The 25,799-nt window shown below is 38.7% G+C and carries 27 protein-coding genes; 25 read left to right on the top strand and 2 right to left on the bottom strand.

The features are described 5' to 3' along the window. Positions 1-153 precede the first annotated feature (153 nt). Both C8K15_RS07105 and paaX read left to right on the top strand, forming a co-directional pair. Positions 154-930 carry an enoyl-CoA hydratase-related protein gene (locus C8K15_RS07105; RefSeq protein WP_108585730.1) on the top strand — a complete coding sequence of 259 codons (777 nt, stop codon included), beginning with the start codon at positions 154-156 and terminating at the stop codon, positions 928-930. A gap of 106 nt (positions 931-1,036) precedes the next feature. Next, a complete protein-coding gene (paaX, locus tag C8K15_RS07100; protein WP_108585874.1) occupies positions 1,037-1,897 on the top strand; it encodes a phenylacetic acid degradation operon negative regulatory protein PaaX in 861 nt (286 codons plus the stop codon). A 57-nt stretch (positions 1,898-1,954) separates the two neighbouring features. Here paaX and C8K15_RS07095 read toward each other — a convergent pair whose 3' ends face one another. Next, a complete protein-coding gene (locus C8K15_RS07095) occupies positions 1,955-2,482 on the bottom strand; it encodes a gamma carbonic anhydrase family protein (RefSeq protein ID WP_108585729.1) in 528 nt (175 codons plus the stop codon). Between the two features lie 81 nt (positions 2,483-2,563). Here C8K15_RS07095 and C8K15_RS07090 point away from each other — a divergent pair, with 81 nt between their 5' ends. The 19 genes from C8K15_RS07090 to hpaD all read left to right on the top strand — a co-directional run bounded on the left by C8K15_RS07090 (position 2,564) and on the right by hpaD (position 22,497). Next, positions 2,564-3,544 carry an NAD(P)H-dependent flavin oxidoreductase gene (locus tag C8K15_RS07090; RefSeq protein WP_108585728.1) on the top strand — a complete coding sequence of 327 codons (981 nt, stop codon included), beginning with the start codon at positions 2,564-2,566 and terminating at the stop codon, positions 3,542-3,544. A 389-nt stretch (positions 3,545-3,933) separates the two neighbouring features. Further along, the gene (locus C8K15_RS07085) at positions 3,934-5,076 is read left to right on the top strand and encodes a Leu/Phe/Val dehydrogenase (RefSeq protein ID WP_108585727.1); all 1,143 of its coding nucleotides are present in this window, start codon (positions 3,934-3,936) and stop codon (positions 5,074-5,076) included. A 170-nt stretch (positions 5,077-5,246) separates the two neighbouring features. Further along, positions 5,247-5,642 (top strand): thioesterase family protein, encoded by a 396-nt coding sequence (locus tag C8K15_RS07080; protein WP_108585726.1) that lies wholly within the window; start codon positions 5,247-5,249, stop codon positions 5,640-5,642. 46 nt (positions 5,643-5,688) lie between these two features. After that, on the top strand, positions 5,689-6,837 hold the full coding sequence (locus C8K15_RS07075) for a Leu/Phe/Val dehydrogenase (RefSeq protein WP_108585725.1): 1,149 nt from the start codon (positions 5,689-5,691) through the stop codon (positions 6,835-6,837). Between the two features lie 15 nt (positions 6,838-6,852). Further along, on the top strand, positions 6,853-7,908 hold the full coding sequence (pdhA, locus tag C8K15_RS07070; protein ID WP_108585724.1) for a pyruvate dehydrogenase (acetyl-transferring) E1 component subunit alpha: 1,056 nt from the start codon (positions 6,853-6,855) through the stop codon (positions 7,906-7,908). Position 7,909: 1 nt separating this feature from the next. After that, positions 7,910-8,929, top strand: a complete 1,020-nt coding sequence (locus C8K15_RS07065) for an alpha-ketoacid dehydrogenase subunit beta (RefSeq protein ID WP_108585723.1) — start codon at positions 7,910-7,912, stop codon at positions 8,927-8,929. Between the two features lie 12 nt (positions 8,930-8,941). Then, positions 8,942-10,162 carry a dihydrolipoamide acetyltransferase family protein gene (locus C8K15_RS07060; protein WP_108585722.1) on the top strand — a complete coding sequence of 407 codons (1,221 nt, stop codon included), beginning with the start codon at positions 8,942-8,944 and terminating at the stop codon, positions 10,160-10,162. Beyond that, on the top strand, positions 10,162-11,595 hold the full coding sequence (locus C8K15_RS07055) for a dihydrolipoyl dehydrogenase family protein (RefSeq protein ID WP_108585721.1): 1,434 nt from the start codon (positions 10,162-10,164) through the stop codon (positions 11,593-11,595). Before C8K15_RS07060 ends, C8K15_RS07055 begins: the two co-directional genes overlap by 1 nt. A 142-nt stretch (positions 11,596-11,737) precedes the next feature. Continuing rightward, positions 11,738-12,721 (top strand): ABC transporter substrate-binding protein, encoded by a 984-nt coding sequence (locus C8K15_RS07050; protein ID WP_108585720.1) that lies wholly within the window; start codon positions 11,738-11,740, stop codon positions 12,719-12,721. A gap of 18 nt (positions 12,722-12,739) precedes the next feature. Beyond that, a complete protein-coding gene (locus C8K15_RS07045) occupies positions 12,740-13,789 on the top strand; it encodes an ABC transporter permease (RefSeq protein ID WP_108585719.1) in 1,050 nt (349 codons plus the stop codon). Beyond that, on the top strand, positions 13,767-14,564 hold the full coding sequence (locus C8K15_RS07040) for an ABC transporter ATP-binding protein (RefSeq protein WP_108585718.1): 798 nt from the start codon (positions 13,767-13,769) through the stop codon (positions 14,562-14,564). Before C8K15_RS07045 ends, C8K15_RS07040 begins: the two co-directional genes overlap by 23 nt. 225 nt (positions 14,565-14,789) lie before the next feature. Then, positions 14,790-15,581: a fumarylacetoacetate hydrolase family protein gene (locus C8K15_RS07035; RefSeq protein ID WP_108585717.1), complete on the top strand. Its 792-nt coding sequence runs from the start codon at positions 14,790-14,792 to the stop codon at positions 15,579-15,581. Beyond that, the gene (locus C8K15_RS07030) at positions 15,578-16,336 is read left to right on the top strand and encodes a fumarylacetoacetate hydrolase family protein (protein ID WP_108585716.1); all 759 of its coding nucleotides are present in this window, start codon (positions 15,578-15,580) and stop codon (positions 16,334-16,336) included. Before C8K15_RS07035 ends, C8K15_RS07030 begins: the two co-directional genes overlap by 4 nt. A 22-nt stretch (positions 16,337-16,358) precedes the next feature. Beyond that, positions 16,359-16,766 carry a 5-carboxymethyl-2-hydroxymuconate Delta-isomerase gene (locus C8K15_RS07025; RefSeq protein ID WP_108585715.1) on the top strand — a complete coding sequence of 136 codons (408 nt, stop codon included), beginning with the start codon at positions 16,359-16,361 and terminating at the stop codon, positions 16,764-16,766. Between the two features lie 119 nt (positions 16,767-16,885). Further along, entirely contained in the window at positions 16,886-18,370 is a 1,485-nt protein-coding gene (hpaB, locus tag C8K15_RS07020; RefSeq protein WP_108585714.1) for a 4-hydroxyphenylacetate 3-monooxygenase, oxygenase component, read from the top strand. Positions 18,371-18,449: 79 nt separating this feature from the next. Continuing rightward, the gene (locus C8K15_RS07015) at positions 18,450-18,941 is read left to right on the top strand and encodes a flavin reductase family protein (RefSeq protein ID WP_108585713.1); all 492 of its coding nucleotides are present in this window, start codon (positions 18,450-18,452) and stop codon (positions 18,939-18,941) included. A gap of 65 nt (positions 18,942-19,006) precedes the next feature. Continuing rightward, complete coding sequence (gene hpaI, locus C8K15_RS07010; protein WP_108585712.1) at positions 19,007-19,930, top strand: 2,4-dihydroxyhept-2-ene-1,7-dioic acid aldolase; 924 nt, start codon at positions 19,007-19,009, stop codon at positions 19,928-19,930. 53 nt (positions 19,931-19,983) lie between these two features. Then, on the top strand, positions 19,984-21,492 hold the full coding sequence (gene hpaE / locus C8K15_RS07005) for a 5-carboxymethyl-2-hydroxymuconate semialdehyde dehydrogenase (protein ID WP_108585711.1): 1,509 nt from the start codon (positions 19,984-19,986) through the stop codon (positions 21,490-21,492). A 21-nt stretch (positions 21,493-21,513) separates the two neighbouring features. Beyond that, positions 21,514-22,497 carry a 3,4-dihydroxyphenylacetate 2,3-dioxygenase gene (gene hpaD, locus C8K15_RS07000; protein ID WP_108585710.1) on the top strand — a complete coding sequence of 328 codons (984 nt, stop codon included), beginning with the start codon at positions 21,514-21,516 and terminating at the stop codon, positions 22,495-22,497. A gap of 369 nt (positions 22,498-22,866) precedes the next feature. Here the strand turns inward: hpaD and C8K15_RS20250 are convergent, their stop codons facing one another. Next, positions 22,867-23,013 carry a hypothetical protein gene (locus tag C8K15_RS20250; protein ID WP_158268269.1) on the bottom strand — a complete coding sequence of 49 codons (147 nt, stop codon included), beginning with the start codon at positions 23,011-23,013 and terminating at the stop codon, positions 22,867-22,869. Between the two features lie 232 nt (positions 23,014-23,245). On the opposite strand from C8K15_RS20250, the gene C8K15_RS06995 reads away from it, so the two are divergent. The 4 genes from C8K15_RS06995 to C8K15_RS06980 are packed head-to-tail and all read left to right on the top strand — an operon-like array spanning position 23,246 to position 25,756. After that, positions 23,246-23,710: a hypothetical protein gene (locus C8K15_RS06995; RefSeq protein WP_108585709.1), complete on the top strand. Its 465-nt coding sequence runs from the start codon at positions 23,246-23,248 to the stop codon at positions 23,708-23,710. Beyond that, complete coding sequence (locus C8K15_RS06990; protein WP_108585708.1) at positions 23,707-24,054, top strand: hypothetical protein; 348 nt, start codon at positions 23,707-23,709, stop codon at positions 24,052-24,054. The genes C8K15_RS06995 and C8K15_RS06990 overlap by 4 nt, the downstream gene beginning before the upstream one ends. Next, positions 24,051-25,334 carry a glutathionylspermidine synthase family protein gene (locus C8K15_RS06985; RefSeq protein ID WP_108585707.1) on the top strand — a complete coding sequence of 428 codons (1,284 nt, stop codon included), beginning with the start codon at positions 24,051-24,053 and terminating at the stop codon, positions 25,332-25,334. The genes C8K15_RS06990 and C8K15_RS06985 overlap by 4 nt, the downstream gene beginning before the upstream one ends. Before the next feature lie 8 nt (positions 25,335-25,342). Continuing rightward, positions 25,343-25,756: a DUF350 domain-containing protein gene (locus C8K15_RS06980; RefSeq protein ID WP_108585873.1), complete on the top strand. Its 414-nt coding sequence runs from the start codon at positions 25,343-25,345 to the stop codon at positions 25,754-25,756. Positions 25,757-25,799 lie beyond the last annotated feature (43 nt).

Below are 25,799 nucleotides of genomic sequence, written 5' to 3'. Positions count from 1 at the left end.
AATGGATGAAAACCTATAATGAGTGGATGGAACCCCAGTTGAACGGACAAAAACCCACAGCGAGTGGACGAATCTCCAAGTTCGAAGGTGTACACTTTAATAAAGTTTATCTAAAAAAAGTGAAATGAATTTTTTTTTTGAAGGAGATTACAAATGACAACGATTTTATATAGAAAACAAAACAATATCGCTTATGTGACAATTAACCGAGAAGAAGCAATGAACTGCTTCAATTACGAAACACTCTATGAGCTTCAGACTGTGACAGATTTGATTTCACTTGACCCTGAAGTGAGTGTTGTAATTTTCACAGGTGCAGGAGAAAAATCATTCAGTGCTGGAGCGGATTTAAAAGAACGCAAAACATTGAAAGAAACTGAAGTGCGCAGAAATGTCAAAGCGATTAGAGACGTATTTAACAGTATCGCTAGCCTCCCACAACCAACAATTGCTGCTGTAAACGGCTATGCATTTGGTGGTGGCTTTGAATTGATGATTGCTTGCGATTTTTCAATTGCAGCACAAGGTGTGAAGATGGGACTAACAGAAACGAGCTGGGCTATCATTCCGGGAGCGGGAGGTACTCAACGTCTTCCAAGGCTGGTAGGAGAAATGAAAGCTAAAGAATTAATTTTCACGGCAAGAAAATTCACCGCAGAAGAAGGTGTAGAACTTGGGGTCGTTTTAAAGGTAGTTAAGAAAGAAGAGCTTCTATTAAGTTGCGAACAACTTGCTTTCGATATCATGAAAAATGGCCAGGTTGCGATTAAACAAGCGAAATATGCGATTACTCAAGGGATGAATACAGATTTGCAGACAGGTCTTGCAATTGAATCGAAAGCTTATGAATTAACGATTCCAACCTCAGATCGAATAGAAGCGCTTAACGCATTTAGTGAAAAAAGGAGTCCGGTATTCACTGGAATTTAAAGTTTCCTTTTTGTAATCTAACGATATAATGATAGTTAGAATGCATCGTGAAATACGATATAGAGCAAATAAGAAAGAGTGAGTACTAGTGGCAAATACACAATCCATGATTTTCACAATATATGGTGACTATATCCGACATTACGGAAACAAAATTTGGATTGGAAGCTTAATTCGTTTATTAAAAGAATTTGGACATAATGAACAATCTGTTCGCGTAGCCGTTTCCAGGATGATGAAGCAAGGTTGGATTGATTCTGAGAAAAAGGGGAATAAAAGTTATTATTTCTTAACACTGCGCGGAGAAACACGGATGGAAGAAGCCGCTGTGCGAATTTTTAAATTGATGCCGAACGACTGGGACGGGAAATGGCGTATGCTTATGTATACGATTCCGGAAGAAAAAAGACAGATTCGCGACGAACTCCGTAAAGAACTTTTATGGAGTGGTTTTGGGAGCTTTTCTAATGGTTGTTGGATTTCCCCGAATAATCTTGAAAAAGAAGTGAATCTGCTTATTGAGAAGTATGAAATTCAATCTTACGTAGATTTCTTCGTATCTTCATACAAAGGCCCACAAGCTGACAATTCACTCGTTGAAAAAAGTTGGCCGCTTCAAGAAATCGAAGGAAAATATCAAGAATTCATCACAACCTACAGCAAACAATTTATTGTCCATCAAAGTATGATGAATAAAGGGCAAATGACGGATGCAGAATGTTTCGTGGAGCGGACAAACCTTGTTCACGTATACCGGAAGTTTCTATTTACTGACCCTGGACTTCCTAGAGAATTACTTCCGGAAATATGGAACGGAAATCATGCGGCTCTTTTGTTCGAGCAATACTACAAGTTACTTGCCCAATCGGCAAGTCAATTTTTCGAAGAAGTATTCCAAGATGATAATGACATGCAATGGAAAGATAAATCATATGATGCTGGTGATCATCCCTTAATTATTGATTAAGAGTTGTTATGATTTTCTATGAAAAAAACTGGGTGCTTAATAGCTACCCAGTTTTTTCTATTCTTTTTCTTTGTTCTGGAAAATTTCTCGATAATCATAACCTTTTTGTACATAGGTATCAATAGATAATTGGATGATTTCAAAATCTTTGTCAGTCAATTCTCTAACTACTTTTCCTGGTGAGCCGACAACTAAGGAACGGGGAGGAATTTTCTTGCCAGGCGGAATTAAAGTATTGGCTCCAATTATGCATTCTTCTCCAATCTCTGCATGGTCAAGAATCGTTGAACCCATTCCAATAATTGAGCGTCTGCCCACTTTGCAGCCATGTAAAATAACATTATGTCCAACTGTCACTTCATCTTCAACTACAACAGGGGCATCTTCATATAAATGAATCGTCGAATTGTCCTGGATGCTACATTTTTCTCCAATTGAAATTCTTCCTTCATCTCCGCGCAATACGGTATTAAACCAAATGGTAGATTCTGCCCCTACTATAACTTCCCCGATTATCTTCGCCCCCGGTGCAACAAAAACCGTAGAATCTAGTACTGGTGTTTTTCCTTTAAACGTAACTATCATCATTTTTACCCCCTATTAAATTAACGCAATTGTCTTTCTAATGGATTTACTATAACATAATTGAGTAGAGGTGGATAATTAATGAAATACGTTTGCGAAATGCTCCAGATTGACTTTCCTATTATTCAAGGTGGTATGGGGAATATTAGTAATGCCCAGTTGACGGCGGCTGTTTCAGAAGCAGGTGGGTTAGGAACCATAGGATGCGGCACGATGACTCCAAGTGAAGTTGAAAAGATTATACTTCAAACGAAAGCCAAGACAAATAAGAAATTCGCGATTAACATCGCAATTAATGTCTCTCCTTATACAGAAGAGCTCATTGATCTTGTCATCAAACATAATGTTCCGGTTGTTTCTCTGTCGGCAGGAAACCCAGTCCCATTTATAGCGAAATTACATGAGCATGGTGTGACAGTCATTGCTCTTGTAGCCTCAGTCAAACATGCCCAAAAAGCAGAAGCTGCAGGAGTGGATATTCTAGTTGCAGAAGGCTTTGAAGCAGCAGGAATCAATTCGACGCTTGAATTAACGACATTCACATTAATTCCTCAAATTGTGAAGAATGTTAAAGTCCCAGTTATTGCAGCTGGAGGTATTGGAGATGGCAAAGGGCTGGCAGCTGCACTTATGTTAGGTGCAAGTGGAGTGCAAATCGGCACTCGTTTAATTGCCACGAAGGAAGCCCCATTTCACGAGGTGTATAAGCAAAGTCTTGTGAATGCTAGCGATACGGAAACTCTAATAGTAGGGCGTAGTGTAGGCATGATCAGAAGAATGTTAAAGACACCATATTCAATGAAACTAGACGAACGTGAAAAAGAAGGAATGACACGTGCACAATACAGTGAATTGACGACTGAAAAGCAACATGTAATAGGTGCAATCGAAGGTGATATGAAGAATGGATTTATTAATAGTGGGCAAATAGCAGGATTGATAGACCATATTCCTTATGTAAAAGAGTTAATTGAAAGCATGATTGAAGAAGCAAGTAATCAAATCAGCCACTCTAAAAGTGAGTTGGATTTCATGATCCATAAACAATCGAATAAAAAGTAAAATTTTTATTAGACCGCTATATTTTCAAAAGGGCAACTACTTAGTTCAGTGAACTTAGTGGTTGCCCTTTATTGACGATATCCATTATTCCGAAAAGGTCTATGTTCTTAAAAGAAGATTTATTAAAGATGATACGCATTAAAATTACTTTCAATTCTAAAAATATGGATTTTTCTAATTATTATATTGACTATAATATTACGGTTTGATAATATTACGTTGAAATAGTGTTATACGATAACAGAAACTCATACACTAAATATAAGTGCGTTCGTTAAATATATACTTATGTAAATTAGTCGGACATAAAATAACTTGAAGAAGCTTCATCTCAAACCTCAAAAGAAACTGGTTAATAAAATGTCGTAGATCCTGAGGGGGATTAAATGATGGAAATAGCAGAAAGAATTCCGATGTCTAGAGAATTTGATCTTTTTGAAAGAATGGCTGAACATGAACAAGTTGTTTTCTGTAATGACCCGTCAACAGGACTTCGTGCAATCATCGCAATTCATAATACAACACTCGGACCTGCACTTGGTGGTTGTCGTATGCAGCCATATAACAGTGTTGAAGAAGCATTGGAAGATGCCCTTCGATTATCAAAAGGAATGAGCTACAAATGTGCAGCTGCTGATGTGGATTTTGGTGGTGGGAAAGCGGTCATTATCGGAGATCCAAACACAGATAAAACACCTGAATTGTTTCGTGCTTTCGGTCAATTCGTAAACTCATTGGGGGGCCGTTTTTATACCGGTACAGATATGGGAACAACGATGGAGGATTTCATACACTCTGTTAAAGAGACCAATTGCATTGTAGGGTTACCCGCAGCATATGGAGGTGGAGGAGATTCCTCAATACCGACAGCAGCTGGTGTTCTTTACGGTATCAAAGCAACGAATCAAGTACTTTTTGGTAAAGACGATTTAGGCGGAGTCACATATGCTATACAAGGTTTAGGCAAAGTTGGCTCTAAAGTTGCATACGGATTACTTGAGGAAGGTGCTCATCTCTTCGTAACAGACATAAGTCAAGAAAGTCTGCGAGCAATAGAGAAAAAAGCAACAACAACGTCTGGAACCGTGAAAATTGTAGCAAGGGAAGATATTTATTCGCAGCAAGCAGATATATTTGTGCCTTGTGCATTAGGCGGTATTATTAATGACCTTACAATTGATCAGTTCAATGTAAAAGCAATCGCAGGCTCTGCTAACAATCAGCTCTTAGATGAACGTCACGGAAGAAAGCTTCAACAAAAGGGAATTCTGTACGCTCCCGATTATATTATTAATTCAGGTGGTCTCATCCAGGTGGCAGATGAATTGTACGGAATCAATCATGAGCGTGTTCTTGCTAAAACAAAACATATTTATGATGCGATTTTAGAAGTTTACAGGATGTCAGAGATTAACGGAATTTCGACAATGGAATCAGCCAATCAGATGTGTGAGAAAAGAATTCAAAACAGAGGAAAACAAAATGGCTTTTACTCAGCTTCAATGAAACCTAAGTGGTCATTTCGATATTAATAGTATTCGGTGAGATTCAATTAACGCAATTTAAGGGCATTCTCGAAGCAAGGTAATTATTATTTGTAAGCGTTTACAAAATATCGAGGTTTACTAGACTCTGTTTTTTAATTCAATATTCCGCTATTCATTTGAGTTACATAATTTACAACGTAAGTAGGGGATAGATGATGAAACAAGGATTGGTCGTAGGAAGAGAAGAAACGATAGAGATTATCGTAACGGAAGATATGTTCGCTTCTTTTGAAGGTGTTGTTGTACATCCTGTCTATTCAACAGTAGCAATGACATATCATATGGAATGGGTTTCCCGGAAAATCATTCTTCCTTTTTTGGAAGACCATGAAGAGGGTATGGGGGCATCCGTTCAGTTGAAGCATTTGGCTGCATCTACTCTCGGTTCTACTGTTACATTAACTGCCATTTTAGTTGAACTTCGTGACAATGTGGTGATCACAAAAGTGACGGCGAAAAATCATGTAGGCATAATCGGAACAGGTGAAGTGAGACAAGTAATATTGCCAAAAGAAACAATTGCTCAAAAGTTAATCGAAGCTTCGGTCTAAGTAATTAAGGAATTTTTGTTCGATAGATTTTAAGGAGGCCTTTCATATGAAAGTAGCAGAGGAAACATCAATGACTAAGGAATTCGAACTTTTTGACAAAATGAGTGAACATGAACAAGTTGTCTTTTGTAATGATCCATCAACAGGTTTACGAGCAATTATTGCCATCCATAATACAACACTGGGTCCTGCTCTCGGCGGATGTCGTATGCAACCGTATAACAGTATGGATGAAGCATTAGAAGATGTTCTTCGACTATCTAAAGGAATGACTTATAAATGTGCCGCTGCCGATGTAGATTTCGGTGGGGGCAAAGCAGTTATTATCGGAGATCCTAAAACAGATAAGTCTCCTGAATTATTCCGTGCATTTGGTCAATTTGTGAATTCATTGGGAGGACGTTTTTATACGGGTACCGATATGGGAACGTCAATGGATGATTTCATTCACGCAATGAAAGAAACAAATTTCATCAACGGACTTCCGGAAGCGTACGGTGGCGGTGGCGATTCATCCATCCCTACAGCAGCCGGCGTTCTCTACGGTATTAAAGCGACCAATCGCATGCTCTTTGGAAATGATGAATTGGGCGGACATAAATATGCGATACAAGGACTAGGTAAGGTAGGATTCAAAGTGGCATGTGGATTGCTTGAAGCAGGAGCTCACATTTACGTCACGGATATAAATCCAGATAACTTGTTGGCCATTGAAGAAAAAGCAGCAACCACCACTGGTTCAGTGATGGTGATTGCCAAAGAAGATATTTATTCACAGGAAGCGGATATATTTGTTCCTTGTGCATTTGGTGGAATTATTAACGAAAACACGATTGCTCAGTTCAAAGTAAAAGCGATTGTAGGAGCAGCTAACAACCAACTATTAAATGATACACACGGAAAAATGCTTCAAGAAAAAGGCATATTATACGCTCCTGATTATATCGTCAACTCCGGAGGACTAATTCAGGTGGCAGATGAATTGTATGGTATTAACCATGAGCGGGTACTTGCTAAAACAAAACATATATACGATTCGATTTTGGAAGTTTATCAGGAAGCTAAGAGTAGCGGAAGAACAACTGAGGAATCAGCAAATCAGATGTGTGAAAAAAGAATTGCAGATAGATCTAAGCGAAATAGCTTTTATACAGCACCTGCGAAACCAAAGTGGTCCATTCGCAACTTATCCTGATTGGAGGCAACTTTAGTGGAACAAAACTATCCGATGAAGAGAATAATAGATGATCAAGGAAATTTAGTAGATGCGAGTTTTGAAGACATGATTGACGAAAAATTGGTTAAAGAATTGTACTACAACATGATCCGAATTCGCACGTATGACCGAAAAGCAATTAATTTGCAACGACAAGGGCGTTTAGGTACGTATGCACCATTTGAAGGGCAGGAAGCTGCTCAGGTAGGAAGTGCATTAGCGCTCAATTCGGATGACTGGGTGTTCCCAACGTATCGTGATCATGGTGCAACCATAACATTCGGAAAAAGTATGGCTCGCACATTTTTATATTGGAACGGAAGAGTCGAAGGTTGTGTACCGCCAGAGGGAAAAAATATTTTCCCTCCTGCGGTCCCGATAGCAACACAGCTACCTCATGCTGCTGGTGCCGCATGGGCTGAAAAATTACGTGGAACAAGAAATGCATCAATTGCCTATTTCGGCGATGGGGCGACTTCGGAAGGCGATTTTCATGAAGGCTTGAATTTTGCAAGCGTATTCCAAGTTCCAGTTGTCTTTTTTAATCAGAATAATGGCTATGCGATTTCGGTACCGATTGAAAAACAAATGAATTCTGCAACAATTGCACAAAAGTCTGTAGCCTACGGAATGCCAGGTGTTCGAATTGATGGAAATGACTGTTTATCCGTTTATTTTGAGACAAAAAAAGCTTTTGATCATGCTCGTAACGGGGATGGACCTACTTTGATTGAAGCTGTGACCTGGCGAACAGGTGCCCATACGACTGCAGACGATCCATCTAAATATCGTCCTAAAGAACAAGGTGAACATATTGTTGACCCTATTACACGTATAGAATTGTTTATGAAAAACTATGGCTATTGGGACGACCAATGGGTCCAGGATATAAAAGCAAAAACTACAATTGAAGTCGAACAGGCTGTAGAAGAAATGGAGAATTTCCCTCCGCCGAACGTAAATGATGTTTTTGATCACGTATTTGCTGAGATGCCTACTCAACTCGCTGAACAGAAAGAAGCATATCTTGCACATTTAGAAAGGCAGTGACATGATGACCCAATTGAAAGAGTCGGATCAACAAAATGGTACAACAAAACAGATGACGATGATTCAAGCGATTAATGATGGCATGCGCTTGATGCTAGAAGAGGATGATAGAACGATCATCCTTGGTGAAGATATCGGTAAAAATGGCGGTGTATTCCGTGCAACAGAAGGACTTCAAGAAAAGTTTGGTGTTGAGCGGGTAGTGGATACTCCACTTTCAGAAGCTGGAATTATAGGAACGTCAATCGGACTGGCAGTAAACGGTTTTAGACCGATTGCTGAGATTCAATTCCTTGGATTTATCTATCCAGCGTACGAACAGATTATGACACATGTTTCACGACTTCGTATGCGGTCAATGTCTCATTTTACTGTACCAATGGTCATTAGAGCCCCATACGGTGCTGGAATTCGGGCACCAGAAATTCATTCTGATAGTACAGAAATATTATTCACACATATGCCAGGTATTAAAGTGGTCTGTCCATCCAACCCATATGATGCAAAAGGGTTACTAATTGCGGCAATGGAAGATCCAGATCCAGTTCTTGTATTAGAGACGATGAAAAACTATCGATCCAAGAGAGAAGAAGTACCTGTTGGAAAATATACTGTTGAAATTGGCAAAGGGGAAATAGTGCGTGAAGGTACGGATGTCACACTTATAGCATGGGGTGCTATGGTTTCCATCGCTGAAAAAGCAGCTGAACAGGCAGAGAAAAAAGGAATTAGTTGTGAAATTATCGATCTTCGCACACTGTATCCAATTGATCGTGACATAATTGCTCAATCCGTACAAAAGACAACAAGAGCGGTTATTATTCATGAAGCTCACAATTCCGGAGGGCTCGGTAATGATCTTGTGTCGATTATAAATGATACATCCTTCCTTTATTTACGTGCTCCTATTGAAAGAGTAACGGGCTTTGATGTTCCTGTTCCATTCTTTACATTAGAAGAACATTATCTTCCTACACCTGCGCGAGTAGTTGAAGGGATTGAAAAAGTGGTTCATTTTTAAGGGGGAAATGTAATGCTCGAAGTAAAATTACACGATATCGGTGAAGGGATGACCGAAGGAGAGATCATCCATTACTTAGTCAAAGTCGGGGATTCTGTAAGTACTGATCAACCACTCGTTGAAGTGCAAACAGATAAAATGATTGCAGAACTTACTTCGCCTTGCTCAGGAATAGTGAAACAAATTATCATTGAAGCGGGTGAGACGGTCAAAGTAGGAACAAGTCTCATCTATATAGAAGCGCATGATGCCGTTAGAACAGAACAAAAGACACAACCTGAAAGAAATCAAAATGTAAAAAAACAAGATTTCCAGTCAAATGAACAAGTTAAAAAGTCTTCGCAGAACACGTTCTCCCGAATACTTGCAGCACCATACACACGTAAGATTGCTCGTGAAAACAACATTAATCTAGAAGATGTTCAGGCTACTGACCCATCAGGAAAAGTGACAGAGGAAGATGTTTATCGTTTCTTAAAAGGACAAAAAACTGAGAAAGAATCGGTTAAGATTGTCCCTCAAGTAACCTCTACTAAAGAAACTCCAGATGAGATTCCTTTTAAAGGGATACGAAAAAAGATTGCAGAAAAGATGACGAAATCCTTGTTTACAATTCCGCATGTTACTCATTTTGACGAAGTAAATATGACCAACCTTTTTAAAATGAGAGAAGATTTAAAGGCATCCGGTGAATCAATTGGAGTTTCTGCATTTCTTATTAAAGCACTTGTTATTTCTCTAAAAGATTTCCCGATTTTTAACGCGGAACTCGATGAAGTAAATAGTCGAATACTTCTTAAAAAGAATTATCATATAGGTCTTGCTACAAACACAGAAAGCGGCTTGATTGTTCCAGTACTTCATGATGCAGACAAGAAATCAATTAAAGATATTCACAAAGAAGTAAAAGGATTGACGGAGAGAGCCATTGCAGGAAAACTTCAACCGTTTGAAATGCAAAACAGTACATTCACCGTGAGTAATGTTGGCCCACTTGGAAGTACGGGTGCGACACCAATTATTAACTATCCTGAAACGGCGTTAATAGCTTTCCATAAAACGAAAAAAAGACCAATTGTCAACAATCATGATGAAATCGTCATCGGTCACATCATGACGCTTTCCATGGCATTTGACCACCGGGTTGCTGATGGAGCAACAGCTGTAGCATTTACGAACCGCTTTGCTAGTCTAATTGAGCAACCACACAAACTGATCATGGAGATGATTTAATGGTTGTCGGGGAAATCAGTCAACAAAGAAATCTTATAATCATCGGTGGGGGACCAGGCGGTTACTCTGCCGCCATTCGAGGTGCTCAGCTCGGACTTTCGGTTACTTTAATTGAACAGGCTGACTTAGGTGGTGTCTGTTTAAATAAAGGCTGTATCCCTTCTAAAATCTTTACTCATGCAGCTACAAAACGTTCAGAAACCAAACATTTGCAAGATTTGGGGATTGGTAATGGCGACGACGCATTTTATGTTAATAAGCTCCTTACCTATAAAGATAAAGTCATCGCTGGGCTTAGAGCTGGAGTAGAAAGTCTGTGTAAAGAGAACCAAATTGAAGTGATTAGTGGCAAAGCTACATTCCTTGGAGTAGATCGAATCGGTGTGGAGAATGGACATCAGTTTGATATTTTTGAATTTGAACAGGTAATCATTGCTACAGGCAGTACGCCAATGATGCCATTAGGTTTGAAAGAAAAAGGAGAACGGATTCTTTTGTCTCATGAAATATTTGAAATTGAAGAAATACCACCACATCTTATAGTAAACGGTCAAGACTACATAGCCCTTGAAGTGGCTTCTAGTTTTGCAGCGTTAGGTTCAAAAGTGACTATCCTATTTGATGATAAAGGCGATACATTCGACGAATCTATCAATAAAGAACTTAATCGATTATTTAAACGACGTAAAATAACGGTCTATAAAGATGTTCAATTGATTTCGACGAATGAAACGGAAAGTGAAATTGCCATTACTTTTACTAATAAAAACGTTGAAGAGACCATAACTGGTTCACATTTTTTCCTAACTGGAATTAGAACACCAAATGTGGAGCCGCTTGGCATTAAACGCATAGGCATTGTTCAGTCGGATGAGGGCTTTATACAAGTGGATGGAAATATGCAAACCTCGATTCCATCTATTTATGCAATCGGTGATGTCACTGAAGGCTCTCTCATGGCGATTAAAGCAATCAAACAAGGCAAAGCAGCTGTTGAAGCAATTGCAGGAAGAAAACCTGAAGTTGACCTTACATTTTTACCAATCGTTGCGCATACCATTCCACCGATCGTTTCTGTTGGTCTAACTGAACAAAACGCTCGCAACTTTGGAATGGAGGTTCGGGTCAGCCAATTTCCTCTTGCTGGCAACGGTTATGCTTCAATAACTGGTAAAAAAGATGGCTTTATTAAAGTAATTGCTGATTCTACAACTGAAATCATTAGCGGAATTCACATGATTGGTGAAGGCGCCATTGAAATGTCAGGTACCTTTGTACAACTGCTTGAAATGGCTGCAAAAGAGGAAGATGTGAAATTCCCTTTATATGCACATCCAGGATTCAGTGAAGGACTCCTTGAAGCAGTGGAAGGATTAATCGGCCAAGCAATTCATATTGCACCTTCCAAAAAGAAAACCTTATTGAAAGTATAATAATCACAATACGTAAATTCCTTCTAGTTATTCGTTACACTGCATGATACACTCATAAATTATCGGAACATTTTAAATGTTGCTATTCTATCACTTGGTTCCGAATAAAAAACATATAACTAAGTTAAGAGGGGGAAATGTAATGAAGAATAGTTGGAGAAAATTCGGGGTTGTTATGTTGAGTAGTGCGTTACTTCTTGGAGCGTGTGGAGAAGGCGAAAAGACAAGCAACACTGAGGGAGAAAAGAAGACATATAACATTGGCGTCACTCAAATAGTCGAACATCCTTCCTTAGATGCAGCTTATGATGGTTTTAAAAAGGCTTTAGAAGATGCAGGAATTGATGCGAAATATGACGTTCAAATTGCACAAGGTGACCAAAGTGCGAGCACAACAATTGCAACTAACTTGGTCAGTTCTAACGTTGATTTAATATTTGCGAATTCAACACCAAGTGCCCAGGCTGCTAAAAGTGCTACTTCAGACATACCGATCGTATTCACTTCAGTAACAGATGCCGTTGGAGCTGAGTTAGTTGATTCAATGGAAAAACCAGGTGGTAATGTAACAGGTACTATCGATAGTCATCCTGATGCGATACTAAATACGATGAAGTTCCTGAAAGAAGAATTGAACGCTAAAAAAGTTGGGATGGTATTTAACTCAGGCGAGCAAAATTCTCGTGCACAAGTGGATGCGGTTAAAGAAATGCTAAAAGATATGGATATGACTGTTGTTGAGGCATCTGTTGCAACTTCTGCAGATGTAAAACAAGCAACAGAATCATTGATTGGTAAAGTAGACTCTTTATACATCATTACAGACAATACAGTAGTTTCTGCACTTGAATCGGTCATTTCTGTTGCAAACGAAAACAAACTACCAATGATGGTAGGAGAATTCGACTCAGTAAAACGAGGTGGCTTAGCTGCTTATGGATTTGAATATTTTGATATCGGCTATGAAGCAGGAGAAAAGGCAGTGAAAATCCTAAAAGGTCAAAGCAAACCGGCTGATTTGCCTGTCGATATCCCGCAAAAATTAAAATTCATCATGAATAAAGACACAGCTTCAGCTATTGGACTTGACATTAAAGATGAGTGGAAAGCTGAATTTAGCGAATAAAACAGGAGGTGGTTCTACATGTTTTCAGCTGTATTTGGCTCAGTAGAGCAAGGAATCATCTATGCAATAATGGCACTCGGAGTGTATATTTCATTTCGAGTGTTGGATTTTCCGGATTTAACGGTTGATGGAAGTTTTGTAACAGGGGCAGGAGTTGCTGCCACGATGATTATCTTAGGGTATCATCCGGTGCTAGCTACAGCAGTAGCCGTCATAATTGGTTTTCTGGCTGGCTGTGTTACCGGCCTTCTACATACAAAAGGAAAGATCAATGCATTACTTGCTGGAATATTAATGATGATTGCTTTGTATTCTATAAATTTACGAATAATGGGACTAACATCCGAGAATTCTATTGGTCGACCGAATATCCCTTTATTAAATGCAGAAACGATGTTTAATCAATTCCAATCATTTTGGGGTTCACTAGGAATAGACACGGCTATTAACAATTTTTTCAGCATGCTAGGAGTTCAATATTTACCTGCCACATGGGGAACTTTGTTTATTATGGCCATCATCGTTTTACTAATTAAGTTGATTGTAGATTGGTTCTTAAAAACTGAAGTGGGCCTTGCCATAAGAGCCACTGGTGATAATAAAAAAATGATTCGTAGTTTTTCGGCAAACACAGATACTCTCATTATTGTAGGTCTTGGATTTTCTAATGCCTTGGTTGCTTTTGCGGGGGCACTTATTGCTCAATATTCGAAGTTTGCAGACATTGGTATGGGAATCGGAATGATTATCATCGGACTGGCTTCGGTTATTATCGGTGAAGCAATATTTGGTACTAAAACGATTGTTCGAACCACGTTTGCTGTAATTTCGGGAGCCATTATTTATCGAATAGTACTAGGACTAGCACTTCGAGTGGACTTTCTTGATACAGGAGACATGAAATTAATTACTGCGGTTATTGTAATAGTTGCGTTGATTTTACCTCAATATTTTGAGAAGAAACGAGAAAAGAGTAGAAAAGCAAAAAGGCATGCTGAACGCTTAGTAGAGTATCAACATTCGCTAACGAAGGGAGGAGCTGCAGTTGCTAAAACTTACCCAGATTAATAAATTATTTAACGAAGCCACACCAGATGAGAAAATTGCGTTAGATCAAATTAATCTTAAGTTAAATCCCGGTGATTTCATGACGGTGATTGGAAGCAACGGTGCTGGAAAATCAACGATGTTGAATATGATTTCTGGTGCACTAACTCCTGATTTCGGTGTAATTGAAATTGCGAATAAAGACGTTACTAAATTACCAGAATATAAGCGTTCTCAAATGATTGGAAGGGTGTTTCAAGATCCAATGGCTGGAACGGCTCCTACTATGACGATCGAAGAAAACCTTGCAATGGCCTATTCTCGAAACAAGAAACGTCTATTGCGAAAAGGTGTGGACAAGAAACGTCGGGAATTATTCCGTGAATCTCTTGAATCACTTCATTTAAATCTTGAAAACCGATTGAATGCAAAAGTAGGGATGCTTTCAGGAGGAGAAAGACAAGCACTTTCTCTGTTGATGGCTACCTTTACGCAACCAGATATTTTGTTACTCGATGAACATACTGCCGCACTAGACCCATCGCGTGCAGAATTGATTACCAATTTAACTAAAGAACTTGTTGAACAAAATCAGCTTACAACGTTGATGATCACACATAACATGCAGCAAGCTTTGGACTTAGGGAACAGGCTTATTATGATGGATAAAGGACAAATCATTTTAGAAATAGAAGCGGAAGAGAAAAAGAAATTAACCATCCCAAAATTAATGGATGAGTTTCAACGTATCCGTGGCGAAAAACTAAATAGTGATAAAGCATTATTGTCTGTGTAATGTTGAAATGAATTTATTAAATGATGATATATTTTCTTTAAAGCAACATTTGTTGTAACACTGAGTTGTTGATTCTTACTTATAAGGGCGACTCTTCTATTAGTATGTAGTTTGAAAACTCCATTCTACAAGAAGGGCGCCCTTTTAATGTGAGGTTTTTGCAGGAAAACTATGGTTATTTGTACTATGGAAAATAATAGTCTAGTAGCTAAAGGAGTGAAATATGTGAGCCATGCAAGATTGAAAGTGTTAGGTGTACCTGAGTTAGTATCAGTCGATGTAGGTTCAGGAACGAAAACTGTTGTTATAGATGGCAACGAGGTCAACATGAATGATATACAGTTCGACACGCCGATTACGGGAACAGTTTTCGGTACACTAATGAATTTTAAAGGGGTACTTGAAGGACTAGCCGAAGCGGTTCATAACAAACCATATCTATCACCGCCAATTGCTCCAGTTCTTTACATTAAACCGGCAAATACTTTTAACCGATATGGTGAAGGTATCCCAATGCCAGAAGGAATATCACAGCTTGAAATGGGTGCTGCACTGGGCATTGTAATTGGTAAGAAAGCGGTAGCTGTGAATGAACAAACAGCTCTGGATTATGTAGCAGGATTTACGATTGTTAACGATGTGAGCATTCCTCACGAGAGCATCTACCGACCCGCCGTTCAACAAAAAGCGCGCGATGGATTCTGCCCAATTGGACCATGGATTGTCGATCGCCAGGCTGTAAGTAACCCGGATGATTTACCTATCCGAGTCTACATTAATGATGAACTCAGGCAGGAAAATTCAACAAAGAACCTGATTCGTCCAGTTGCTCGCTTACTTGCAGATGTAACAGAATTCATGACATTAAATCCTGGAGATGTGTTACTCGTTGGGGTTCCTGAAGAGGCACCGCAAGCTAAACTGGGAGATAAGGTTCGAATAGAAATAGCAGGTATTGGTATCTTGGAAAATGTAATTGTTGACGAAAAAACATTCATTCGGAGGGGGACAAAATGAGGACTGCGCGTATTTCATATGGCGGCGCTATCCATGAAGCGTTTGAATGGGAAGGTCGACTTAAATTAGACGATGGTCGCATAGTCGAAGAGAAAGATGTTGTATGGCTTACTCCAATTGTACCGCGTACGGTGTTTGCTTTAGGGTTGAACTACGCAGATCATGCAGCAGAACTTGCATTTGATGCACCATCAGAACCACTGGTCTTTTTAAAAGGACCAAATACGTTTATTGGACATCAAAGCACTACTCGTCGTCCAGCTGATGTCTCTTATATGCACTATGAGTGTGAACTGGCAGTCATCATCGGTAAAACTGCTCGCAATGTAAAAAAAGAAAACGCTTACAAGTATATAAAAGGTTATAGCGTGGCGAACGACTATGCTATCAGAGATTATTTGGAGAACTATTATCGTCCTAATTTGCGAGTTAAAAACCGAGATACCTGTACACCATTCGGTCCTTGGTTGGTCGACGCTGCCGATGTTGCCGACCCGATGGATTTAAAATTGACTACTCATGTCAATAACGAACTCGTCCAACAAGGAACGACGAAAGATATGGTTTTCGATATCCCAACCCTTATCGAGTATTTAAGTAGCTTTATGACATTGAGTGAAAATGACGTAATTCTTACAGGTACACCTAAAGGCTCAGTTGATACTGCTGTTGGAGACGTAGTTGTTACGGAAGTACAGGGAATAGGGCGTTTAGTGAATACCATTATCGGGGATGAATCGTTTACAAATCGATAAAGTGAATAGGAGGGAAAGTTACTTGCCACATTTTATTGTAGAGTACACGGATAACATCAAAGATGATGTAAATATTGCGAAGCTATTTGAAGAGATCCATAAAGTTTTGATAGCTAAGGACACTGTTTTTCCTATAGGTGGAATTCGTTCAAGAGCGATTGAAGTACATGATTATCGAATAGCTGATGGCGCAGAAGATGATGCGTTCGTCCATGCAGTTTTGAAAATAGGCGCGGGGCGTTCCGAAGATATTAAGAAAGAAGTTTGTGATGCGCTATTTGAAGTGATTAAAGAACATTTCTCACGCCTCATGTCAAATCGGTACTTGGCATTGTCGATGGAGCTTATTGAATTTAGTGAAGCTGGCACTTATAAACAAAATAATATTCATTCAAGGTTCAAAAAGGAAGAAAATCTACCAATTAAGTAGATTAGCATTTTTTCGTAACAATCCCGAATATAATAGCCAGAAAATTCTTGCTAAGAGCTATTTAACCTGAACGATAAAAGATGAAAGATACGTTTGATTCGATATGAGGAGGGAACAGAATGGGCGCACGAACTGGGAAAGAATATATTGAAGGTATCAAAGAACGTAAGACCGAGGTATGGATTCATGGGAAGAAAGTAGACGACGTAACCACACATCCAGCATTTAAAAATGTTGTTGAAAGCGTAGCGGGTCTTTATGATTTGCAACACGAGAAGCCGGAAAAAATGTTATATACTTCACCGACATCAGGAAAAAAAGTGGGACTTTCTTTTATCGCTCCTAAAACAAAAGAAGATTTGTTTAAACGACGTGAAATGAATACAGAATGGGCTACTTTTTCCGGTGGAATGATGGGTCGTTCACCAGATTATTTGAACGCGAGTATTATGGCTTTTGGTACAGCAAGTGAATTTTTCGCACAAGAAGGTGGCGGAAGTAAACAATTCGCAAAAAATGCTCGGGACTATTATGAATATGCACGTGAAAATGACATTAGCTTAACCCATACGTTAATTCACCCACAAGTGAATAGATCGAAGTTAACTCAGACCGAGCAAAAAGATCCATCTCTATCCGCACGCATTACTAAAAAGACTACAGATGGAATTTATGTGAATGGCTGTCGTCTTTTAGCTACTTTAGGCGGTATTACTGACGAACTTGTTGTATTCCCTTCTACTATAAACAGAACACCTGGAACGACAGACGATCCATACGCATTTGCATTTGCCATTCCAAATAATACGGCAGGTTTAAAATTTCTATCCCGTGAATCATTCGATTATGGGAAAAGTAAATGGGATCATCCACTAGGTGCTAGATTCGATGAAAGCGACGCTATCATTTCTTTTGAAGATGTATTCGTTCCATGGGAAAGAGTATTTGTAAGTGAGAGTACAAATATATGTAACCGTACGTATACCGAAACGAATGCGGTTATCCATATGACACATCAAGTTATTGCAAAAAACATCGTGAAAACAGAATTCGTTCTGGGTGTCGTGATCAGCATGATGGAATCGATTGGTATAGAACAGTTCATGCATGTTAAAGAAAAGGCAAGCGAAATCATGGTTATTTTAGAAGTGATGCGTTCTCATTTGTACCGCTCAGAGCACAATGCAAAAATTGATCAATACGGCAATATGACACCTGACTTTGAACCGTTGAATGCAGCACGTAACTGGTATCCGAAAATGTATCAACGTATGAATGAAATCATTAAAATTCTTGGAGCTTCAGGTTTGATGGCACTGCCTTCAGAAGCAGACTTCAGTAATTCAGATGTAGGTCCGTTAGTTCATCGATATACACAAGGTGCAAACATCAACGGAGAAGAAAAAGTTCAACTTTTCCGTTTAGCTTGGGATATTTCAATCAGTGCATTTGGTAACCGACAAGCACTGTATGAATACTATTTCTTTGGAGATCCCGTGAGAATGTCCAATGCCTATTATGATCAATTCGATAAGCAACCGTATAAAGACATGGTTACTAACTTCTTAAATAGAACGAAAAAAGAAGCGGGCATCTTATTATAAAAAAGTCACCCTAAGCTAACTCGCTGAAAACCGAGAGATTTTAAAGATGTGGCTGATTCGAAAGAAAGGAGATTGTAAGATGCAGATCGAAAACCAAGAAGTAGACGATCGTTTATTTAGAAATGCTATGGGGAGTTTTGCAACTGGTGTAACGGTCATAACCACTGAAGTTGCTGGTGAGGTACATGGCATGACGGCAAATGCATTCATGTCGATTTCTTTAAACCCAAAGCTTATTGCTATTAGTGTAGGAGAACACGCAAGAATGTTGCAACATATTAAAGATGCAAAACAATTCGCTGTTAATATATTAACGTCTAACCAACAAGACGAGTCAAAACAATTCTCTGGTCAACTTAATTTGGAGCATGAAATTACGTTCTCTTCATATAAAGGTTTACCAACCCTTGCAGATGCTTTAGCTGTCATTACTTGTACACTACATAGCGAATATGTAGTCGGTGATCATACCGTTTATATCGGCCAAGTAACTGGAGTGAAGCTTGAGCAAAAAGCTCCCTTAATTTATAGCCAAGGAAAGTATCGCGAACTAAAAGAACTTCAAGAGTAATCACCTAGATAAAACGAAGTTTAATAACCTTTACCGACTTTAATGACTAGAAGGAGTAGATGATTTTGGCATACGAAGAAGCGAAAAGAAAGTTAAGAGGTTCTATTTGTCCCGTCGTTACACCATTTACTGAGAGCGGTGAGATTGACGAAAAAGCATTTATCGAATTGATTAACTGGCAGATTGAAAGCGGAAGTCACGGCATTTCTGTTACAGGTACAAGTGGGGAACCGAGCTCATTAACAATTGCTGAAAGAAAAAGAGTGATGGATCTTGCGAAGGAAACGATTGATGGACGTGTATTTTTTGCGCCAGGGACAGGTTCAACGAATCACGACGAGACGATGGAACTAACGAAGTATGCTGAAGAAATAGGCGCAGATGCGGCAATGGTTATCGTCCCTTATTATAATAGGCCAAACCAAGAAGCACTTTATCAACATTTTAAAACTGTTGCAGATTCAGTTAAAACTCCAATCATTATTTACAACATCCCTGGTCGTTCAGCTGTCAATATGGAAGTAAGTACGATGAAACGACTTGCTGAAGATTGTCCTAATATCGTAGGAGTCAAAGAAGCGAACAAAGACTTTGAACATGTTAACCGTGTTTTGCTGAACTGTGGCAGGGACTTCCTATTGTATTCGGGGATTGAACTGCTCTGCTATCCGATGCTTGCTATTGGAGGAGCTGGATTCATCAGTGCGACAGCCAATGTCGAACCGGTCAAAGTGGCCGAATTATATAATGCATGGCAAGCGGGTGACGTGGCAAGATGTCAGGATCTTCACTTCGAATTAATGCCGCTGAATGATGTGTTGTTTAAAGATACCAATCCTGGACCCGCAAAAGTTGCACTTGGCATGATGGGGAAAATTAATCCGAAGCTTCGACTGCCGTTAGGCTTCCCTTCAGAGGGACTAAAAAAAGAAGTTCGCGATACACTCATCGAACTTGGGAAATTGCCAAAAGAAGCGGCAACAACCTAACAATAATATCTTGAATGATCACGACAAAATTATTAAGGATATAGGTGATAAGTATGGTATCTTCTCGCGAGAAAATTGCTTTAAAACATGAAACACAAAACAATATTTTACTCTATATCAATGGGGAATTTAGTTCTTCGTCAAGCGGGACGACGATTAAAAACATGAACCCATTTACGAATGAACAAATCAATGAAGTAGCTGAAGGACAATCTGAAGATATCAACAAGGCTGTAGCAGCTGCTCGTGAAGCTTTTGATCATGGTCCTTGGAAAACGATGAAACTAACGAAGAGAATGTCCTATATATATCGGATAGCTGACCTTATTGATGAAGAGGTAGAAAAAATATCGTTTTTAGAATCGCTAGATACAGGGCTTCCGATTAGCCAAACGAGAAAGATGGTAAGTCGAGCTTCAGAAAATTTTAGATTTTATGCACGTATGGTAGAAAGTCGTCTTGTTGGAGATGCCTATCAAGTAGACGATGAATTTATCAACTACACAATTAACGCTCCCGTAGGTGTCGCTGGATTAATCACACCGTGGAATGCACCATTTATGCTAGAAACTTGGAAAGTGGCACCAGCACTCGCGACGGGTAATACAGTTGTGCTTAAGCCAGCAGAACTTTCTCCATTATCAGCGAATCTATTAGCAGAAATTATTCATAAAGCCAATCTTCCAAAAGGTGTTTTCAACGTTGTGCATGGATACGGTGAGACTGCAGGCGATGCGCTAGTAAAGCATCCGGATGTTCAGCTCATTTCGTTTACCGGGGAAACCAAAACGGGTTCAACCATTATTAAAAACAGTGCAGATACATTGAAAAGTTGCTCGATGGAACTTGGTGGAAAATCACCAATTATTGTTTTTGAAGATGCTGATTTCGATCGAGCATTAGATGCATGTGTATGGGGGATTTATTCTTTTAATGGCGAACGATGTACGGCTAACTCACGACTGTTTGTGCAGGAAGGAATAAAAGATCAGTTTGTAGCTGCGTTGAAGAAACGCGTTGCAAACATTAAACTTGGCGACCCTCTAGACGAAGTTACAGAAGTCGGGCCATTGATTGATAAAGGCCATTTTACTAAGGTTAAAAGTTACTTAGATATTGCCAAAGAAGAAGGCACTGAAGTAATTACAGCAGACATCCCAGCAGAGATAGCAAAAGGGAACTTTGTAGCACCGACACTGATTCTAAATGCTAAAAATCATATGCGTGTTGCACAAGAAGAAATTTTCGGTCCAGTGTTAACAGTGATGACATTTAAAGATGAAGAAGAAGCTATTAAGCTTGCTAACGATATCAAGTACGGACTTGCGGGTTATGTTTGGACAAATGATATTAAACGAGGTCACCGCGTAGCACATAAAGTAGAAGCGGGAATGTTATGGGTAAATGCTCAGAATGTTCGAGATTTAAGAACACCTTTTGGAGGCTCTAAGTCTTCAGGAATCGGTCGTGAAGGTGGACATTACGGTTTCGAATTTTATACGGAGCAAAAAATCATTCACGTTTCAATTGCTGACCATCATATTCAACAGTTCGGAAAATAAAAGGAAAGTGTGGTGAACACCATGGATTTTTCAATTATTCGTATCGCGAGAACCGTTCTTCACGTTACAAATATACAGGCATCTCGGGAGTTTTACGTAAATGGATTGGGCATGATTGAAACAGAAAGTGATGAAAATCATATTTACTTAAGAGGTCTCGAAGAACATTCACATCATAGTTTACTATTGAAAAAAGCGGATAAAGCCACTGTTGAAGTACTTAGTTACAAAGTAGAAAAGGAACAAGACCTTGAAGAAATTGAAAAACTGTTTATGTCTAAAGGTCTAAAAACAAAATGGATGCCAAAAGGAACACAACATGCGTTGGGGAGAACTCTTCGAGCTCATGATATCTCAGGTATTCCATTAGAGTTTTTTTCGGAAATGACAACTGTCAATAGGATGCTTCAACGCTATGATCTTTATCGTGGAGCGAAGATTCAGCGAATAGACCACGCTAACTGTGCAGTGCCAGATGTTCAAAAAGCATATGATTTTTATATAGATAACTTAGGTTTCTCATGTTCTGAGTATACAGAAACTGAGGATGGAGATTTGTGGGCAGCATGGCTTTACCGAAAGCCAACAGTTCACGATCAAGCATTTATGAATGGACCTGGACCAAAACTGCATCATTTCGCTTATTCGCTAACAGACAGACTCAGCATTCTCGATTGTTGTGACGTATTAGCAAGTATGGGGTATGCACACTCAATAGAGCGAGGACCAGGTCGACATGGGTTATCCAATGCATTCTTCCTTTATTTGAGAGACCCAGATGGTCATCGAATTGAATTATATACGGGCGATTATTTAACAACCGACCCAGACTTAAAGCCAATTCGTTGGGATTTAAATGACCCGCTCCGTCAAACATTTTGGGGACATGAAGCGCCAGATCGTTGGTTTAATGAAACCAGTACATTTATTGATATTGAAACAGGCGAAGAAATCGACTATAAAGCCCCAATATTGGCTCAAAGAAAGCCAAAGATTATGGCTTGAAAATTGATATAAAATTTTTATTTAAGCTATGATTAATGTTAATGATGAATTTGAACCAAATTAAAAATGGACTGGATTCTTTAACTTAAGAATCCAGTCCATTTAAGTGATAACTGAGTAAGAAATTTCACACAAAAGAACTCGACTATTTAAGTGTTTTACTCGTACTAATTCATCCACTACGATACGCTCCCCTACTCTTTGAAGTATTAATGAAAAATCATCTGAACCTGTGATGAAGTATTTATCATCTTTCGATTTAATTTTTATATCATGATAGACAATCTCCGATTTTTCCTTTCCTTCTGCATCAGATGGTGTGATGTCCGGTTTAACCTCAAATTCATCTTTGATAATTTTTAGTTCATCTCAGTTGAACACTAATTGATTATTTTGATTTTCTTGCCCTACAAAAATTACATCCTCTAAGTGACTTTCTTTTGCAGGGTATTCTGTTTTCCTTTCATTTGAACAAGCAACAGCAAATCGTACACAATTTGTTACTAGCTTACTCATCCATTCCATCTCCAATAAAAATAGTTATTATTACATATGCGAATCGATAATAATATAGTTTCAAATAATTGGATAATTCATTATCATTATTAACAAACAATTTTTTTAGAACAGAGTGATATGGACTTTACACTGGTATACAATAGAATTTGGCAACTCATTATTAAAATGAAACCATAAACATATCAAATCGTATATGTAGAGGACGCTTGGTGAAAGGACTGATGAACAAGTGAATACTTCACTTGAATACCGCTTATTTAAAGGAAACAACTCTTCTGAACCGTTATTTCATTATGAACAGATTGATTTACAACAGGTTCTTGCTCGAAGAGGATGCGATTTTTTTATTAAAGAAGGAACTGTATATAAGCAGACGTCTTCTGCTATTGAAGGTGATTGGCATGTGATTTACGTAACGAAGCATGAAGAAGGCGAAGTGGAAAAGGAAGAATTCAATCTAAATGGCGCATTACAGTTAGAAATGCGTGAATTTAATGGTAGAGCGAATCATCCACTCCTAAAAAAACTTGAATTCGATCATCATATTGATATCCTTGCTCATATAGGTTCTGATTACCACTTCATCGATGGACAGGAATGGGAGAAAGACTCTTCTGAGATTGATGAAGACCGCCGAGTATATGTTCTGTATTTGATAAAGACAGGTTACAAAATGGAGGGAAATAGATCATGAATAAAACCAAAAAGTTGATGGCAGGAGTAGCAACATCTGTTATGGCTTTCAGTATGTCAGGATGTGGTCAAAATCAATACGAGTCATCCGCGTCTTTACCACCTGAACCGACAGAGTATGAGTGTGATGATTGGGAATGGGATGATGAAGAAGGAACGTATTATTGTGATGACAGAAAATCAAGTCATTTTGGAGCTTATTATCTTTTAGGGAGTATGTTTAGTAATCGTTCTGCTTTGAGAAGCTCACCTAATTATTCAAGTAACTTAAACAAATACAAAAACGCACAAAGCAATTATAAATCCGGTATAGGAAGTGGCTCTAAAGGAGGATTTGGAGGGTGATAAACCCACAATTTCAAATTGATAGAGAAAGAGTATACAGTCAAGTTCCTTACTTTTTCCCAGATTTATATGACGTTGAATATGCGTTGTTAGACATCCATAAACAAACGCATGCGGATATTCATGAAATTCGAGTAGCAGCGGAAAAAGTAGGCGCTATTTTTGTGAAAGTTGCTTCACTTTTAAGAGATTTGGATGATGAGACGCTTCTTCAACTGGGTTATCCAAAAGAAGCTCTTACCTATTGCCGAATTAAAACCATACCGCAGGAATATATAATCGGACGACTTGATTTTGTTGTATCCAATTCAGATATTAAGCTTCTTGAATTTAATTCTGATACCCCAACATTTATTAAAGAAACGTTTCATGCAAACGACTTTGTATGTAATCACTTTGGACTTCAAAACCCTAATAATGAAAGCACAGACATTCTTCGTAGGGAAATGAGAAAAGCAGTAACCGCTTCTTGGAAGCAATTAAATAGACTGGGAACACCCAAAATTGTCTTCACGTCACACGGAGACAATATTGAAGATATGTGGACGACACGTTTTTTACAAGAGCATCTGGATCTACCTTCGGAGTATGTGAGTTTAGATGAGTTGAAAATCCTTACAGAGCCAGTTGATGAAGATGGAATTGTTATTGAACCTGGAGTCTTTACTCCAAGTGGGGAAAGGATTGACATCTTATATCGTCAGACCTATCCAATCGAACATTTAGTTAATGATATTGATCCAACCACCAATGAAAATATTGGCCAGGAATTAATTAAGCTCATTGTTGAGAATAAAGTAATGGTCATCAATCCTCCTTCAGCATTTTTATTGCAATCAAAAGCAGTTCAAGCACTTATTTGGGGATTGCATGAAGATGATAAGTATTTCACTAAAGATGAACATACAATTATTAGTCGGTATTTTTTACCGACCTATTTAGAACCTGACGTATTCTTGAAAACAAATCAACCTTATGTACGAAAACCTTCATTTGGACGAGAAGGGGATACAGTGGAAATCTTTAATGGGTTGGGGGAAACAATAAACGCAGAACCACAGAGAACATACAGTGAGACCTTACCGGTGTATCAAGCGTTTCACCCGTTGCCAATAGCAACAGTACAAACTACGACTGGTGAAAAGCAACAACATCTTATGTATGGTTGCTTTCTATTAAATAATAAAGCGGGCGCAATAGGGATACGTGCTGGCAGTGCAATTACGAATAACTTATCTTATTTTTTACCAGTAGGCTTAGAAGAGAGTTTGAAGGGATGATGATGATGATGGAATATATTACAGGAGAAACAATGGGAAGTTTTTTAGCACACTTTGGTGTTGGAGTTTTACTCATGCTTCTAGGGTTAACCGTTTTTGCATTTACGACTAAGTTTTCTGAAGTGAAGTTAATTAAAGAAGGAAATATTGCTGTTGCTTTAAAATTATGGGGGAAAGCAATCGGTCTAGGAATTGTTATATATACAGTTTGGGCAGGTAGTGTGAATTTGCTAGATGCATTTATTTGGGGACTTGTCGGGATTGCCACTCAAGTCATTACGTACTGGATCATTGAATACGGCCTTACACCTAACACTAACTTAGCTGAAGAAGTAGAAAAAGGAAATCTAGCTGTTGGTTTTAGCTTATTTTCAATTTCTATCGTAGTAGGATTACTAGTGGCAGCAAGTTTAACTTATTAATTATTGGTCTAATTGATCTAACCCCTTTGTACTATTAAAGTAG

Source organism: Paenisporosarcina sp. OV554, from assembly GCF_003058165.1.
Taxonomy (GTDB): Bacteria; Bacillota; Bacilli; order Bacillales_A; family Planococcaceae; genus Paenisporosarcina.
The sequence above is the reverse complement of the archived record's forward strand: the minus strand, read 5'-3'. Positions and strand labels throughout refer to the sequence as shown.